Raw genomic sequence first — 14,155 nt, 5'->3', positions numbered from 1 at the left:
GTTTGATACTGACCAAATAAGCTTTGCGCAGTTTGCTGACTGAAGGAAAAGGTGCAAACAATAGACAACAGAAAGATTAGAATTCTCAATATGTATTTTCCAATATTTAACCGAATTTAATGTAAATGAAAAATCTAAGAGGGTTTAGCGTAACCTTACTTGAATATCTCACTCGATAGTTAGACGCATAGTGTAAATTGGCTGGAGGCAGAATGAAATGCTTGTGACCGTATTAAGGTTTATTCTTTAATATTATTGGTTGAATTGCGCGTTATTTGTAATCAAATGGTTGCTAGGGGGTGTGTAAACAGTTAATTTTTATGTTGTATCAGGTTCAAGCTTTAAATAATCATCAAACAAACAGTTTAATTATAAGAAAAAACAGATCGAGTTTGGCCTATGTTTCAAATTAAGAGATACTAGCAATATGGTTGATGCTCCATATTCGAGCAATAAAATAAGTAGCGCAGGCTTTTCGCCGTTATAAATATAACGATGAAAAGAAGTTCCTTTGCGGAGACGAAGATTGAAAAATAAAGGTTTTACCACACAATTAGTACACGCCGATCGTTTACTTAATAGCCCAGAAAATGGAGCTGTTCATCAGGCGACTAATAATTCTGTACTATTCGAATTTAAAGATGCGCAAGGCATTGTAGATGTATTTCAAGGCAAAAAAGCAGGCCACGTTTATGGGCGTTCTTCAACAGGATCTGCAGCCGCTTTACAAAACATCTTAAATCATTTGGAAGGCGGCGTGGGTGCCGTGACTTTTTCAACAGGCATGGCGGCAATAACCTCTACTATGTTGAGTTTATTTAAAGCTGGTGATCATATTATTGTCAGCCATTTTTTGTTTGGAAATACTCGAAGTCTAACTGAGACCATGGAATCTCTAGGGATTCAGCTAAGTTTTGTTGATGTAACAGATGTTCGAAATGTTGAAAATGCTTTTCGAGATAACACTAAAGCAGTGTATTTAGAGACGATTGCTAACCCAGTGACGCAAGTCGCTGATTTACCTTGTATTGGCCGTTTTTGCCAACAAAAAGGTTTGGTATTCATTGTTGATAGCACTATGACTCCACCGAATATGTTTGATGCTAAAGCTGTCTTGGCATCACTGACTATTAGTTCATTAACTAAATATTTGTCGGGCCATGGTAATGTTTTAGGTGGGGCAGTAGTGGATACAGGTTTATTTGATTGGCGTCAGTTTGATAATATTTTAGATATTTATCAAGGTGCTGATCCCACATTGTGGGGATTAACTCAAATTAGAAAACGTGGCTTACGGGATATGGGAGCAACCTTGTCTCCGCAAGCGGCTCATGATATTTCGATAGGTCTAGAAACCTTAGTCATGCGAACAGATAAAACCTGCAACAATGCTTTACGTATTGCCTCTTATTTACATAATCACCCAAAAGTTGCTGCAGTGTATTACCCAGGTCTAGCTGATCACCCTCAACATTTCCTTGCTAGAGAATACTTTAAAGGTTACGGCGGTATTTTAAGTTTTGATTTAGTTGAAGACATCGATCCTATTGCGTTTTTAAATGCCTTAGAGTTAGTCATCTGTGCTACACATTTAGGCGACACTCGTACCTTAGCCCTGCCTGTTGCTTCGACTATTTATTTTGAGTCGAGTGAAGAAGAGCGAGATGAAATGGGTATAAATGACAATATGATCCGAATGTCTATTGGAATCGAAGACAGTGATGATCTTGTTGCCGATTTTGAACAGGCCTTTTCTCAGTTTTAATACTCTAATTCAACCTTAAAACTGCGCAGCCTGCTGTGCAGTTTTTATTGCAATTATTCTAAATTGTGTTCAAGTGATACTCCTAAAACGTATTAGTTAAATTACTGAATGGGTGTGTTAAATGAATAAAATTGGTCTTTTGCTATTTTTAATTGCGTTTTCTCTTCCTTCGTATTCAACTGATAATCGTCCGAATATTTTACTCATTATGGCTGAAGACATGAGTGCAAGAGTAGGCGCCTTTGATGATCCTGTTGCAGTAACGCCACACATTGATGCGCTTGCTGAAGTCGGAATACGTTACCCCAATACATTTACCACAGCAGGTGTTTGTGCTCCCAGTCGCACTTCACAAATATTAGGCATGCATCAAATTAGTGTGGGTGGGCAGCACATGCGAACCCGTGATTTTAAAGCCTCTAAATATTTGGCAGTGCCGCCAGCTAAGGTGAAAGCCTACCCTGAGTTATTAAGACAAGCGGGATATTTTACTTATACCAATAGCAAACTTGACTACCAATTTAGCGAATATGCTACTCACAGTGGGCCTTTTACTATTTGGGATGAAGAAAGTAGAAAGGCGCATTGGCGACAAGGCCCTAAAAATACACCCTTTTTCGGTTTTGTGACATTAGAAGTCACCCACGAAAGTCGTTTGTTTACTAAGAAAGCCGCACAAAACCGTAAACGAAAAGGCTGGAGTGAGCCAGTTAAAGCGACCGACGTAGCGGTGCCACCGTTTTTGCCTGACAGCAAAGAAGTCAGGCAAGACCTAACTCAACATTACAACAATATTCACAACATGGATAAACAAGTAGGCCAGTTGATTGCACAGCTAAAAGAAGACGGCCTATATGAAAATACCATAATCTTATGGACCACAGATCACGGTGATGCTTTACCTAGGGCTAAGCGAGAAATCTATGACTCAGGTATTAAAGTACCATTAATCGTTGTATGGCCACAGGATCTTAAACCGAAAAACCTAAAACCAAGTGCCATTAATTCAGAGTTAATTAGTTTTGTAGATTTTGCGCCAAGTATATTGACCATGGCGAGTGTCAACATCCCTGATTATATTCAAGGTAAATCTTATTTAATTGATCAAAGTTTAAAGCCAAGAAAATATGTCTTTGCGAGCAAGGATCGTATTGATGGCTTTCCTTTTAGAGAGCGGGCAGTAAGAGATCATAAATTTAAATACATCAAAAACTATATGCCAGAACAGCCTGGTGGGGTGCATATTGCTTATCGCGACCAACTGGCGAGTATGCAGTCTATGTGGAAATTGTTGGAACAAGGTAAGTTAAATAAACAACAAGAATTTTGGTTTACATCGCGTCCAGCGGATGAATTATACGACATAACTCAAGACCCATTTGAATTAAATAACTTGGCTGCACAAACCAAGTATCAAAAACAATTAGTAACAATGCGCCAAGCTTTGTCTGATTGGCAATCAAAAGTAGCTGATTTGAGTGAGCAGGATGAATTGTCGATGGCCAAGGCTATGTGGCCAAAAGGCCAACAACCTGTCACCCAAGCACCTAATGTTTCCATCACCAAAGGACAAATGGTGGTGACAAATAGCACTGCAGATGCTTCCGTTGGGTATAAAGTAGGTACAGGCAAATGGCAGCTTTACCACCAGCCTGTATCGGTGAAACCTGAAGAGAAAGTGCAAGTGAAGGCTGTTAAGTATGGCTGGGCAGAAAGTGAAGTAGTGATGGTAAATCACTAGGGGTTACCTTTCTATTCGCGTAGCTCACAGTGCATGTAATCCGTTTATTTATTCGCGAAGCTTACAAAACATTCACTATGTTCACCACAATCCATTGCGGTTTTTCGTCCTGCATCCTTGCAGGGCGACACACTTCTTTTCAACAGCAAAAAGAAGTGTGCAAGAAATGCCGCGCTCCAACAATGCTCTTTATCCAATTTTATTCTGAATTAAGCAGGCCGGCTTGAGACGTTCCCGACGTCCCAATCCTCAATTGGCTATCCATGCCAATTGACCAACTTAATTCATAACAAAATTGGCGAGCCTTGATTCGCGTGCAAACCCAAAGCATGGCTTTGCCACTAAATCATCGGCTTACTGAGTCTGTAGAGATGGAAGGATGTGATTATTGCTCAGTTATAATCAGTTTCCTCTTAGTATTCATTGTTTTGTAGTGTGCGAAGCCCCGACATAATAATTTAAGCTTTTTCTTTCTCTACAACTTCATTCAAAACTTCAGATGATTTCTTATCTACATCATCAATTATGTCTTTCCTTTGTTTTGCTAGTTTTGAAGTGAGAGTTGAAAATCCTGGTATATTTTTAAGTTTGTCTACTGAATCAGCTAACTTGACACTTTTATCAAGAGCATCGATCAAAGGGTGGTCGGTTGTGTCATAGTCAGATATTAGTTTCCCCGGATTTTCAGAATTTACATGAAGTAAATTAAACAACAACTTAACTCTTAGTTCGTTCGAATTATCGTCGTCAGTCATCTCGTTAATTTGATTTGAGAGTCCTTCGTAGGTCTTACTTAATACGCCTTTATGTGTGTATTCCTCGATTAACCGTTTGGAAAGGTTAATCTTTTTGTTCGATGAATATGCAAACCACAATATAGGAAAATATATGGGCATAATTGAAATAATTAACTTAGGAGTATCTGATAAAACCTCAACTAAATCCTTTTGAGCCACTAAAAGTAAGTAAATGTCTATAGCGAACGGAATTAGTGAAACCCCAATTAAGCCTAAAATAGATTTAGCAAAGCTACTCTGGTAGTTTATTATTTCAGTTTTTTCGATCTCTACTTTTTTATCGTAAGCGGCGCTTAATCCTGCTGTTAGAGCTTCTGGTAATAATTTCCTTATATCGCTATAGGTATCTTTATACTGTGCACTACATTCATCAATGAAGTCACTAAATGATGATTTCGAATCGGACAATATCTCATTGTATTTTTCGTCGGTGGTTTCGTTCAATTCTCCAAATTCAGTTTTGTAACCTTCAAGGTCTTGTTTCAGGTTATAATAAGACTTTTCTAATTCATGTTTTAGCCCTTCAACGACCTCAACTTCATTATCTTCCCCGGTTGATTCAAATCCAAATATTTCGTTTCTTAATTCTCTAACTTTTGAATGGTTACTTGTAATAGATTTTAATAACGTATTGGATTTAGTGTAGCTTTCCTCAATCTGGTCAAGTTGGTTAAGTGAAGTTTCAATTAGGCTCCCGAAGTCCTCATTTTCTTCTATGATAGTTTTAACGTCAGATATAGAGTCATGTACGATGGTTAAAGAAGTAGCAGCCTCTTCACAAGACTTTTCAGCTTCTAGTTTTGACTCTTCTATCTCTCCTAATTTTTGCTTTATGCCATCATGGTTAGCGTTGATCTGAGACATTAGCTCATTCGCTTTGGTGTAAATGTCGTTAACCACGCTGGCCAATTCATTTATCTCATTTTTTACTTTCTTAATTTGCCCTTTATGGACTCGAGATGATTGTAAAACAGAGAATATCTCTTCTTTAGACTCCGAAGCCTTTTGAGTCCTTTCTTCAAAGTTTTTTATAACTGAGTCTTGTGTTGCCGTATGTTTTTCTAGCGAAACTAACCTTTCCCAAAGTCTTCCTATTTCATCAGCATTATTTTTATCTGAGCCAAACATCCAAAATTCCTTATTTAAGTAATCAACTCTATTTATAATATTTTTCATTAGGTTGATGGATTACTTTTATGAAGTCAATTTAATAAAAAGGCTAGTAGTCAAATTAAGAACCAACTTTGGCTAAATCTATTTAAACAAACCGATGGGGGCGGTTCTTTGATATCTTTCTTTTGGCCTTGTGGCGAAGCCATGCTCTTGGGTTTCTCGCGACTCCAAGTTCGCCGAGCAACGTAGGAAAATAAAGGGCTAATTACAGGGATGTAATTTGAGTAATGCCTGTAGGGAACAGATCATTACGACCTTTATTTTACAAGTCGCGTAGGCATTAGAACTTGGCTGGAGAACGGCTTTTCTTGTCTACTTCTTTTAGCTGTTGAAAAGAAGTTGATTGGACGAAATGGATTTCGTTTGAAAAACGTCATGGATGACAATACGCGAAGCGTATAAAGTGGCGCAGCCATAAACGTATGCGACCGCCACGGATGGCGGAAGGTAGAGTAACGCCTGAAGCAGTTACCGAGATTGCGGTGAACGAAGTGAATAGTCTGTGCGAGCAGCGCATGCTTAAATAAGCAAAGCGCATGCTCTACATATAGCTACACGATTGCGTAACTCGTTTCTATATCGACCTTCCCAGACAACATTAACATCACTGAACAGTATTTCTCTGCAGACAATTGCACTGCACGTGCTAGGTGTTTGTCGCTGATATTGTTGCCTGTTACTTTGTAGTGAGCGTGGATTTTGGTAAACACTCTTGGTGCATCTTCTGCTCTTTCAGCGTTTAGTTCACACACACAGTCGGTGACGTCTTGACGGGATTTCTTAAGGATCTCCACCACATCAATAGATGAGCACGCACCTACAGATAACAGAACAGATTCCATTGGGGTTAAGGTGCTGCCATTACCATCCATAACCAGTGATTGGCCACTGTCGGTTTCGCAGTTAAATTTCATATCTTCTTGCCAAGTGACTGTTGCTTGCATGTTTGCCTCTTTGATGGAATTTGTTTACTTAGGATACTTACACTACTTAACCGTAAAAGCCGAAGCCCTTGGCCATAAATACGGCTGATAAAGGAATAAGAACAAGGCAGGCTAGTTGTGCACGTACCATATTGATTACTCGTTTGGGTATTGTGATGAACTCTTCTGTAGAACGACTGGCCTTATTGATAAAAATGGTGGGGTAGATGGTTAATAACCCCATTATCACGAACAAGGTGACCTTGGCATGAAATACCCCGTTTTTAGTATAAAATTCGGCGGGTTTACCCACCCAAAACCAAAGCGTTAAGCCTGCAGTTAACACCACTAATGCGCTAACACCGTAAACTCGGTCGATCCTCGCCAGCTTTTTCATTTGGGCATTACTTACTTGGCCAATAAGTAACATATGTTCTGCCACTAATGTGCCAGCTAAAACAATAATGCCTATAAAATGTAAGTACCGAATGAAAACGTCATCCATGATCTATCTCTCTATTATTTTGAGTCTGTCACTAGGGTAACTTTAGTTTTATCTAACAATATACGTTTTTGGCGGTATAAGGAGCCAAGAGCTTTTTTGTAAGCATTTTTACTCACATTAAAACGTTTAGATATTTCATCTGCCGAACTTTTATCGGTTAAAGTGGATAAACCATCATGGGCTACTAGGTCTTCGATAATTTGTTCTTCTAGGCTGTTGCGAGATGTAGGATCATGAAATTGGAAACACAAATCTATTTTGCCGTCTTCACGAACGCGTTTGACGAATGCAGTTAAAGAATGACCCACTTTTATGGGTTTAAACACTTCATCTCTGAAAATAAGACCGAGGTGCGAACCGTTGATGATAGCTTTATAACCCATATCTGTTTTGCCGCAGACCAGAATTTCAACTTCTTGTTTGGCTTCGAATGTACCGCCTTCTTCGCTAGACTCCTCGTATAAAAAGTCACTTAAACGTGTTGAAGCGGCTAAGCGTCCGGTTTCTTCGTCACAAAAAACATATACAACATAAGATAAACCTTCAGACATAGGGTAGGTTTGTTCACTAAAAGGTACTAATAAATCTTTCTCTAGTCCCCAATCCATAAATACACCGACTTTAGATACACTCACCACTTTTAAAAAAGCGCAGTGATCAACAAATACTTTCGGACGTTTCGTGGTGGCAATTATACGATCGTCACTGTCGTGATAGATAAATGCATTCACTTTATCCCCAAGCTTGCAGCCTAAAGGCGCCGATTTAGTTGGGAGTAAAATTTGTCCTTTGTCTTCACCATCTAAATAAAATCCAAATGGCACTTCATTTACCACTTCTAAAGAGTGGAACATTCCAACTTGTAACATACTTTAATCAATTAACTTTTGAGTTCTGTTAAGTATTGTAACTGATAACACTCGATACTAATAAGTCATTAAAAAAAATAGCTAAGATTCTGCTCTTTTCATTTGTTTATTCGTGGCATAATTAGCGTATTAAAATTTAAATTAATTGTATGTTGAATGGGCGTTAACACCGATATTGTATTTTTAAATGGCGAGTACTTGCCAATGAATGAGGCGAAGATATCGCCGATGGATCGCGGATTTTTGTTTGGGGATGGTATTTATGAAATGATACCTTCCTATGGCGGTAAATTAGTTGGCTTAGGTTTGCACATAGATCGCATGCAAAATGGCCTTAGTGCTATTGGTATTCAACTTGATATGGAGTTAGAAGATTGGCGCCGTATTGCGTTAAACCTTACGCAAAAAAATGGTAGTGGTAATTTGGGCGTTTATTTGCACGTGAGTCGAGGAGCTGACGTAAAGCGTTTTCATGCGTTTCCTGACAATATTCAACCTACTGTATTTGCGTTTGCCTTTGAAATTCCAGCTGCTCCTGTGGCAGACAAGCATGTTACTAAAATATTTAAAGTGAATAGCGCTCAAGATTTACGTTGGAAACACTGTGATATTAAGTCAACTTCTTTGTTGGGTAATGTGATGCATTTTCAACATGGGCAAGACTCTGGTGTTAACGAAACTATTTTATTTAACGCTCAAAATGAATTGACTGAAGCTAGTGCGTGTAATGTGTTTGTTGTAAAAGGTACTAAAATAGTTACCCCGCCATTAGATAAACAATTATTGCCTGGCATAACACGTTTCATGGTGTTAGATATTTTACGCAAAGAGCCTACGTTAGAAGTAGAAGAGCGAGTCGTGACTATGGATGAAGTACGAAATGCAGATGAGTTATGGTTAACGAGTTCTAGTAAAGAAATTGTGCCTGTAATTGAGTTGGACGGCCAAGCGGTTGGTAACGGAAAAGTGGGTGACATCTGGCAGCTTGCCCAATCTCTATATAGCAAGAAAAAATTTGAATATTAGCTACGACCTATGTCAAGACCAGCAAAAATAACCGTTGATTTAGCCGCTATACAAGATAACTGTCGTTTAGCGCAATCCTTAGCGCCTCACTCAAATGTTTTAGCCGTCGTTAAAGCTGACGGGTATGGTCATGGCTGTGTGCCAGTTGCAAACGCGCTAGCACCTCTTGTTAACATGTTTGCAGTATCTTGTTTAGAAGAAGCCCTGACTTTACGTCACGCGGGCATTAACGATAAAATCTTATTGTTAGAAGGTTTTTTTGATATAGAAGAAGTGCCTATTGCACTTAGTCATAATTGTGAACTTGTTATTCATGAGGTAGAACAACTTCAAAAACTTCTAGATATGCCTTTAATTAGACCTATTAAGGTTTGGCTAAAAATTGATACAGGTATGCATAGGCTTGGCGTGCCCTTACATCTCGTTTCGGAATTATTTTCTAAAATGAGTCAATCCAAAAACGTTCAAGAAGTGGTTTTGCTTAGTCACTTTTCTTGTGCTGATAACTTGTCTTCTGAATATACTTTGCGCCAATTAAATTCATTCAATACGTGTGTCGCCAATATAAACGAACAAAAACGTAGAACTGATTCTTTGGAGTTAAGTATTGCTAATTCAGCAGCTGTTCTAGCTTGGGAAGGGGCCCATTTAGCCTGGAATCGTCCCGGAATTATGTTGTATGGATTAAGCCCGTTTCAACACGCTCACCCAGAAGCTGACAAACTTATCCCGGCCATGACCTTTAGTTCGGAAATTATTGCCATTCACGATATTCAAGCAGGGAGTTCGGTGGGGTATGGCAATACTTGGGTTGCACAACGACCATCTAAAATTGCCACAGTGGCAGTGGGGTATGGTGATGGTTATCCCAGAAATGCTAAATCAGGCACACCTGTTTTGGTAAATGGCCAAAGAGTCCCTTTAGTAGGCCGAGTGTCTATGGATTTAATCAGTGTTGATGTGACCGAGTTAGCTGAAGTTGAACTTGGCGACTCAGTAATACTTTGGGGCAAAGACTTAAATGCGAATGAAGTGGCGTCATGGGCTGACACTATTGGTTACGAGTTAGTCACCCGTATGCCCAATAGAGTCAAGCCAATTTACATCAATGGTTAATCAACATATTCAAAGTCGCTACTTTATCGTATGTAAATAATGATGCATGGCTTCTATTTGTTTAGCTGCGTCATGGGAAAAAGAAGGTAAGCTTGATTTTCCTTCATCATCAAAATATTTAGGCATTTTTGTAGTGGGCTCTAAATAAGTCGGGTTTAACATCCAACGGGTAAAGTAATCGCTTCTCAGTCTTTTAACAGAATGAGTTAAGTTAACCCCTTGAACTTCAAAAGCAGCGGTGGCTTTTTGTGAACCTATGTCATGGCATATTACGCAAGAAAAGCCACCCATAGAGCTAATCAGTTTTTCTCCTTCTATGGCTAATTCAGGATCAACTACCAGTTCGCTTTCTTTTTGGTATTTCCCGTGTTGCAGCGCAATGCCTTCAGCTAAAAGTTTGGCTCGAGTAGGAAAAGCAGGCATCTTGGCCAGTAACCAGTCTCTTGTTGTATAACCCAGCTCTCCAGAAAGATAATCTTGTAGGTTTTTTTGTGTCAACTTTTCTCCAGCGTAAGTCAGGCTAGGGCGACGTTGATCTAAATGTCCTTTATTGGCATGACTCACTTTTAGATCTTTCACACTGTCTAGATGTTTATCCCATAACGAAGGCTTATCATCCTGTACGTGGCAAGTCTGGCATTGCAACTCTTCCATTTGTCTTTTGGCAAATTCATGAGTTGATACTTGGCTAAAAGACGACTGTTTGTATCGTAAAAATCCTTTAAGCTCCCACTTCTGTCCATTAGACATGTGTAAATCAATATCTGAATCCCTAGACAAACAACCTTGGTTAAGGTCTTTTAAAGGTACTAAATTTGATTTATTTTCACTGTGGCAGTTTGCACAACGATTTTGACTAAATAAGTCTTCGCCTTTTTGTGCATCGCCCGAATGTTGATTAAGTTTTTTAATGGCGCTAGCTGAATATAAATAGCTAGCTAAATCACTGGCTTCTTGGTCGGTAAGATTAAAGTTAGGCATTTTAGTCCATCTGTAATTGGACTCTGGTTTTAATAAATATTGTTTTAATGCCTGGGGCTGAAACTTGGCTGCAATATAACTAAGTGAAGTACGCTTATCTTTGCTAGGGCTGGCTTCTGGTCGTGTATGACAACCGATGCAACCTAAGTCATAAAATAAGCCTTGGCCTTGGACCTTATTACCATTTATGTCTTGGTTGACTTTTGATTCTGTTTTACCAGCTAAATATGCCGCTATATGTTTTGCCTCTTCAGGACTAACGAGTTTAGGCATATTAGTGTTGTGTTTATATTTTTTAGGATTAGCTATCCATTCCGTCAACCAGCTCTGGGTTAGTCTATTGCCAATATTTGTTAGAGAAGGTGAGTCTTGAGCGAATTCGGGCATGTTTAAAGGTACATTTGATATGTGGCAATTAAAGCAACGTTTATTGGCAACAAAACTTCTTTTATCTCTTAATTTTTGATTTTTTTGAATGGCCCCATCATTCAAGAAACGTAAAGAATGTGGACTGATTGGACTCATAGGAAACTTATTACCCTTCCAGCTGACGGAAAATAATGTTTGGTTACCTATACTCTTAAAAGAAATAGTGTAGGGATGAAAGCCACTTTTTAAACTCAAGTTTTTGCTGACTGCTTTTTGTTCGTACCCGTTAAAGTTTAATACCGTTTTTCCGTTTATATTAAATGTAAATTGGCCATTTCCAGTGGCTTCAAATTTAACGAGGTCTTTTTCCAATACTTGGATAAAACCTGAATATTTTGTATTAAACGGTCCAGGAGTTAGAAAAGGGCTGATGGAATCGCCGTTTTTCACCTGCAAATTTAGAGTTCGGCTTTTAAATGTGTCTGTATTTCCCAATTCATCGACCACTTCTACTTTTGTACCTAAATCGTAAGTATTGAGTTTTTCTAGTGCTTTTAATAACGCTACAGTGACCTTGTCATTCAGCTGTTTAGTATCAGGCGCTAAATTGTAAATAGTACTGTAGAGTGTTTGTTGTATCTTTTGACCAGTAGTTGTTTCAACTGAATAATTGATTTTGAGTTGATCCACTGGTTTCATATCGTGAATTTTTAAAAATACCGTTTTTTTGTCGCCTTGGAGTTGCACTGATGTGACATATACTTTTTCGCCAGAACGATTACTAGCAATTCCAACTCTGCCAATAGATTTTGATTCTGTCTGTCGATATTTTTGTAATACTTGTTTCGAAGTATTCGTGGCAAAGTGCGCAGAGCCATACTGCTGCGAATATAAATAGTTCCAACGTTCTAAATTATAGTTGCTTAAGTCAATGGCCGATTCAGGATTGAGGGGGCGATTAAAGGTTAAGTAGATGCCTTTTTCGGTTGTTCTATAGTCTTTTACTCGAGGTAGTGGTTTATTGGTGTAAGTAATACGGTTAATAGCCGAAGTAAGCGTTGCATTAGTTTGCCAACCTTTAAACCCGACTATGTACATTTCTTTTGTGTTGGCAGGGTTAAATCGAGCTCGCATGGCTGAAGACATGAGTTTAAAGGGGAGGGCTATGGCGCCACCTTGTACTTGTTTTTTATCAGACTCTTTTATTACTGTATAAGCTTTACTTTGCCCATAAGACAAATGTATTAATGAACCCGCTAAATCTCCCCAAGCGCCATCTGGCACCCATACTTGCCCTCCACCTGAGTTGTCTGCTTGCATAGGTAAATATGCCAATGGCGGCGTATAACCTTGTTCAAGTTGGCGCCCATTACCTGGGTGTATTACCCCCATAAAGTCACCTTTTTGGGCGTAATTTATTTTACATGCTTGAACATAAGTGCCTTCGTTTTCACCAGTTGTGATTGTTTTTCCATCCGAGCTGACCGATAAACCACCAGGAGCACGCAATCCACTCAACACTATCTCTGACTTTTTACCATCTGGTGATACTTTCATAACAATGCCATGGTGATCATGGGTGACATCAAACCCTCGTCCACCTGCTTTCACAGGGGAGGCTTTTGCCATATAAAAATTACCAGCTTGGTCGGTTTGTAAACCAAAAGAAAATTCATGGAAATTTGCGGTGATTTTTATATCGTTATTAAAATTTTCGTAGTAGTCAGCTTCTCCGTTATTATTTAGATCATGTAGACGAGTAATTTGGTCTTTTCCCGTTACGTAAATGACATCGTCAACTATCCGTAAACCCAAAGTTTCGTTCATTCCAGCTGCATAACGTTTCCATGTAATATTTTCCAACTTTTTGTCAAGACCTGATGCTATCCATACATCGCCATTCCAGGTGGCAAAGGCTGCCTTTGTACCGTTTGCAAAAAAGTCAAAACCAGCAAATCGAATGAGTGATTGATAAGGGTTGTCAAAAGGCAGGGGGATTTGATCTACAACAAAACTTTCACTGGAAGATGAGTTCACCTGACCTTTTAAAACAACTGTTTCAGGCCAGCGTTGATCGCCACCTTTTATCATGGATAACAAGTTTTGTGATGCTAATTCTGACTCGATGAAATCTTTGCTATAACTAATATAAAATTCTTGTGGAGCAGTTGAGCTTGGGATCTCTATATAAAAAATGCCATCGTTATTTTGTTGGATAGCAAACCTAGACGTATTGATGAATAAGTCTTTTCCAATTTCCAATTCGGGGTTATCAATAACTTTTAATTTTAGGGGTTTGTTGGTGGGAGCTATATTGAAATGCCTTACGAATACTAATTTGTTGTCTTGTTTAACTGTTTGGGGCATTTCATAAACTACAGTGGCATCTTTGCCTACTGTGTAATGGAATATCGCCTCGTTGTTGAAACGATAAGTCCCTTTAAATTTTGCGAGTTCTCGAGGTAGTGGGGCGTATTCAAATTCGCGAGGGTCAACCCAATTGTCATTTTCGGTCCACGCTAAACTTGATTGGCTTGAGAATAATAACTCTCCATCTACTAACGAATTTCCGCCGTGTGAGCGATCCCAAGGTGTCCCTTTAAAATAAATGCTACCTAATGTGACATAACGTAAGTTCATTGAACCTACATCATAAAAAGCGGATATCTGCTGCGACCCTACATCTAGTTTAACCGCGCGTCCGCGAAGCAAAGGCAAATCGTTACCTCTAGATAAAACCTGCGCACTTACTTGGCTATAATCGTAAGTTTTCCACCATTCGTTTGGCGCCTGTGCCAAGGTGTTGAATGCCAGAATGGCTAAGCTGAATCCAAATATTTTAGTGAACATAACTTTCTTTCAACAAAACAAAAACTTATGCTTAAAGTAG

9 protein-coding genes are annotated in these 14,155 nt (G+C 38.9%); 4 read left to right on the top strand and 5 right to left on the bottom strand.

The window, feature by feature from the left end:
- The first annotated feature begins 526 nt into the window (after positions 1–526).
- Positions 527–1,765: a cystathionine gamma-synthase family protein gene (locus ACSHXM_RS10850; RefSeq protein ID WP_435688783.1), complete on the top strand. Its 1,239-nt coding sequence runs from the start codon at positions 527–529 to the stop codon at positions 1,763–1,765.
- 121 nt (positions 1,766–1,886) lie between these two features.
- Positions 1,887–3,506, top strand: coding sequence for a sulfatase family protein (locus ACSHXM_RS10845; RefSeq protein ID WP_435688782.1), 1,620 nt, complete (start codon positions 1,887–1,889; stop codon positions 3,504–3,506).
- A gap of 458 nt (positions 3,507–3,964) precedes the next feature.
- On the opposite strand, the gene ACSHXM_RS10840 is transcribed toward ACSHXM_RS10845, so the two are convergent.
- The 4 genes from ACSHXM_RS10840 to ACSHXM_RS10825 form a co-directional block, all read right to left on the bottom strand.
- Positions 3,965–5,479 (bottom strand): hypothetical protein, encoded by a 1,515-nt coding sequence (locus ACSHXM_RS10840; RefSeq protein ID WP_435688781.1) that lies wholly within the window; start codon positions 5,477–5,479, stop codon positions 3,965–3,967.
- A 548-nt stretch (positions 5,480–6,027) separates the two neighbouring features.
- On the bottom strand, positions 6,028–6,420 hold the full coding sequence (locus tag ACSHXM_RS10835) for an OsmC family protein (RefSeq protein WP_435688780.1): 393 nt from the start codon (positions 6,418–6,420) through the stop codon (positions 6,028–6,030).
- A 46-nt stretch (positions 6,421–6,466) separates the two neighbouring features.
- A complete protein-coding gene (locus ACSHXM_RS10830; RefSeq protein ID WP_435688779.1) occupies positions 6,467–6,904 on the bottom strand; it encodes a DUF2214 family protein in 438 nt (145 codons plus the stop codon).
- Between the two features lie 14 nt (positions 6,905–6,918).
- The gene (locus tag ACSHXM_RS10825; protein ID WP_435688778.1) at positions 6,919–7,773 is read right to left on the bottom strand and encodes a CvfB family protein; all 855 of its coding nucleotides are present in this window, start codon (positions 7,771–7,773) and stop codon (positions 6,919–6,921) included.
- A gap of 156 nt (positions 7,774–7,929) precedes the next feature.
- Between ACSHXM_RS10825 and ACSHXM_RS10820 the strand changes: the two genes are divergently transcribed.
- Both ACSHXM_RS10820 and alr read left to right on the top strand, forming a co-directional pair.
- On the top strand, positions 7,930–8,799 hold the full coding sequence (locus ACSHXM_RS10820) for an aminotransferase class IV (RefSeq protein WP_435688777.1): 870 nt from the start codon (positions 7,930–7,932) through the stop codon (positions 8,797–8,799).
- 9 nt (positions 8,800–8,808) lie between these two features.
- Positions 8,809–9,915, top strand: coding sequence for an alanine racemase (alr, locus tag ACSHXM_RS10815; protein ID WP_435688776.1), 1,107 nt, complete (start codon positions 8,809–8,811; stop codon positions 9,913–9,915).
- 18 nt (positions 9,916–9,933) lie between these two features.
- On the opposite strand, the gene ACSHXM_RS10810 is transcribed toward alr, so the two are convergent.
- Complete coding sequence (locus ACSHXM_RS10810) at positions 9,934–14,115, bottom strand: c-type cytochrome (RefSeq protein ID WP_435688775.1); 4,182 nt, start codon at positions 14,113–14,115, stop codon at positions 9,934–9,936.
- Between the last annotated feature and the right edge of the window lie 40 nt (positions 14,116–14,155).

Origin of the sequence: Paraglaciecola sp., from assembly GCF_051252315.1 — a bacterium.
Lineage (GTDB): Bacteria > Pseudomonadota > Gammaproteobacteria > Enterobacterales > Alteromonadaceae > Paraglaciecola.
The sequence above is the reverse complement of the archived record's forward strand: the minus strand, read 5'-3'. Positions and strand labels throughout refer to the sequence as shown.

Excerpts from the sequence above, each read along its gene's own strand:
- ACSHXM_RS10845 (WP_435688782.1), top strand. The coding sequence starts at position 1,887 with ATGAATAAAATTGGTCTTTTGCTATTTTTAATTGCGTTTTCTCTTCCT.
- ACSHXM_RS10840 (WP_435688781.1), bottom strand. The coding sequence starts at position 5,479 with ATGAAAAATATTATAAATAGAGTTGATTACTTAAATAAGGAATTTTGG.
- ACSHXM_RS10835 (WP_435688780.1), bottom strand. The coding sequence starts at position 6,420 with ATGCAAGCAACAGTCACTTGGCAAGAAGATATGAAATTTAACTGCGAA.
- ACSHXM_RS10830 (WP_435688779.1), bottom strand. The coding sequence starts at position 6,904 with ATGGATGACGTTTTCATTCGGTACTTACATTTTATAGGCATTATTGTT.
- ACSHXM_RS10825 (WP_435688778.1), bottom strand. The coding sequence starts at position 7,773 with ATGTTACAAGTTGGAATGTTCCACTCTTTAGAAGTGGTAAATGAAGTG.
- ACSHXM_RS10820 (WP_435688777.1), top strand. The coding sequence starts at position 7,930 with ATGGGCGTTAACACCGATATTGTATTTTTAAATGGCGAGTACTTGCCA.
- alr (WP_435688776.1), top strand. The coding sequence starts at position 8,809 with ATGTCAAGACCAGCAAAAATAACCGTTGATTTAGCCGCTATACAAGAT.
- ACSHXM_RS10810 (WP_435688775.1), bottom strand. The coding sequence starts at position 14,115 with ATGTTCACTAAAATATTTGGATTCAGCTTAGCCATTCTGGCATTCAAC.